At 71.6% G+C, this 1926-nt stretch carries 2 protein-coding genes; one reads left to right on the top strand and one right to left on the bottom strand.

The window, feature by feature from the left end:
* Positions 1-859: Hsp70 family protein (locus tag QH283_RS19560; RefSeq protein WP_280504438.1), on the bottom strand; the 859-nt coding region annotated here is incomplete at its 3' end.
* Between the two features lie 307 nt (positions 860-1166).
* Between QH283_RS19560 and QH283_RS19555 the strand changes: the two genes are divergently transcribed.
* Complete coding sequence (locus QH283_RS19555; protein ID WP_280504437.1) at positions 1167-1727, top strand: YdcF family protein; 561 nt, start codon at positions 1167-1169, stop codon at positions 1725-1727.
* Positions 1728-1926: the final 199 nt, after the last annotated feature.

Here is a 1926-nt window from a genome sequence, read left to right as displayed (position 1 = left end):
GCATGGGACGCGCCAGCAGCGCCGCACCGCGCGCGGTCACCGTGTCGGGATTCTCGGGCACGATGACCGGCACGCCCATCCAGCGCTCGAGCACACCGCGCAGCAACGGGATCCGCGCGCTGCCGCCGAGGGCGAGCACGCCGTGCACCGGCCGATCGGAGCGATCGATCACCTCCCGCGCCCGGCGGGCCGAGGTCTCGATCGCCAGCATGATCAGCGACTCGAAGTTCTCCTGGGTGAGCAGCACCAGGCCCTGCCTGCTCGGCAGCGCGACCGCCGTGTTGGACGACAACTGCTCCTTGGCCTCCCGGCACAGCGCGTCCAGCGCGGCCAGCCCGGCCTCGTCCTGCGGGTGGGCGATGCGGCCGGAGGCGATCTGCTGTTCGCGGATCAGCGAGTCCAGGTAGTCGCCGCTGATCTCGCTGGTGCGCTCGGTGTGCCCGACCTGCCTGGTCTGGGTGTCGACCATGCTCACCGTGAGCCCGGAACTGCCGAGGTCGTAGACCACCAGCGAGGAGATGCCGCGCACATCGCCGGTGGCCTGGGCGAATTCGACCGCCGCGACGGTCTCCGGGATCAGCTCGTAGTCGGTGAGCTGCTGCCTGGCCATCGCCGCGCGCAGGGCGTGCGCCTGCTGCTCGTTGCGGTAGGTGATGGCGGTGCCCGCGATCTCGGGCGTGGTGGCCAGCGCGACGCCGACAGCCTCGGCGGCCAGCTCCTCGGCGCGCATGGTGGGCGCCACTCGGATAGATTGGATGTCGAACGCGCTCGGATCGAGATTCGCTGCGGAGTTCCCGGTGTGCGGGCGCGCCAGATGGACGGTGCTCGCCCCCACCGACACTCCCAGTACCGAACTCATCTGCTGCCTGTCCCGTCTCCCGCGCGCCCTCGTTCTCGAACGCGCGCACTTGCGCTGATCGACACGATCCGTGCGAACCGCTCCCGGCGACCCTACCGGCGGCGCTCGCTCGCACCGGAAGGCTGTGACCGGGGCCTGCAGCCCCGGCGAGGCCTCGCTTCGCCACTCTACGGGGTGGCGGGTCCGCCGTACACCCATCGGTGATCGGCCTGCGAAATGGCCCCGACAGCACTGTCGAAGGTCCCAATGGCGGGCGGGCTCGCGGCGTGCGCGTGCGCGGCGGCGTGGCGGCCTAGCATCGTCGGCGATGAGCGGAGTCCGATGGCGGGTGCGGCGGCGGACCCGGCATGTCCTGATCGCGTGTGCGGCCGGGCTGCTCGTGGTCGCCACGGTGGCCGCGCTGTGGCCGGTCTACGTGCGCCCGCGCACCGATCCGCCCGCCCCCGCCGACGCGATCCTCGTCCTCGGCGGCGCGCACGACGGCCGCGAGCAATTGGCCCTGCGGCTGTCCCGCGATGGCTACGCCCCGCGCGTGCTGTTCTCCGATCCGTACGAGTACAGCGCCAGGATGAACCGGATCTGCCACGGCGGCTACAGCTTCGAGGTCGTCTGCTTCGACCCCGACCCGAGGACCACCCGAGGCGAGGGCAGGGCGCTGGCCGAGTACGCCCGCGCGGGTGGCTGGAACCGCGTCATCGTCGTCACCTTCACCCCGCACATCTCCCGTGCCCGCTACATCATCGGCAAGTGCTGGGACGGCGAACTGCTCTTCGCCGACCCCCGCCCGCGGCTGTCGCCCGCCCGCTGGGCCTACGACTATCTCTACCAATCCGCCGCCTACGTCGAGGCCTTTTTCGAGGACTGCTGAGCGGGTGCGGGCCCGGCCGCCCGGACGTGGGGCCTCGGGACCGCCTGCCCGGCAAGGGGGCTAACTGCGGGCATGTGGCATCAGTTTGATTTCCGCTGGCCATGGCCTTAGATTGAGGGTCGTGGTGGGGGAGGGGGCCCCGCCAGGGGCGGCGGGGGGGCGGGGGGGTTTATAAAGGTGAGTGGGCGCCCCGGCGGGT

The sequence above is a fragment of the Nocardia farcinica genome, from assembly GCF_029867845.1.
Taxonomy (GTDB): Bacteria; Actinomycetota; Actinomycetes; order Mycobacteriales; family Mycobacteriaceae; genus Nocardia; species Nocardia farcinica_A.
Note: the sequence above shows the minus strand (reverse complement) of the source record. Positions and strands in the feature narration are given on the sequence as shown.

Bases quoted from the DNA above. Each gene is read 5' to 3' on its own strand.
- QH283_RS19555 (WP_280504437.1), top strand. From the start codon at position 1,167: ATGAGCGGAGTCCGATGGCGGGTGCGGCGGCGGACCCGGCATGTCCTG.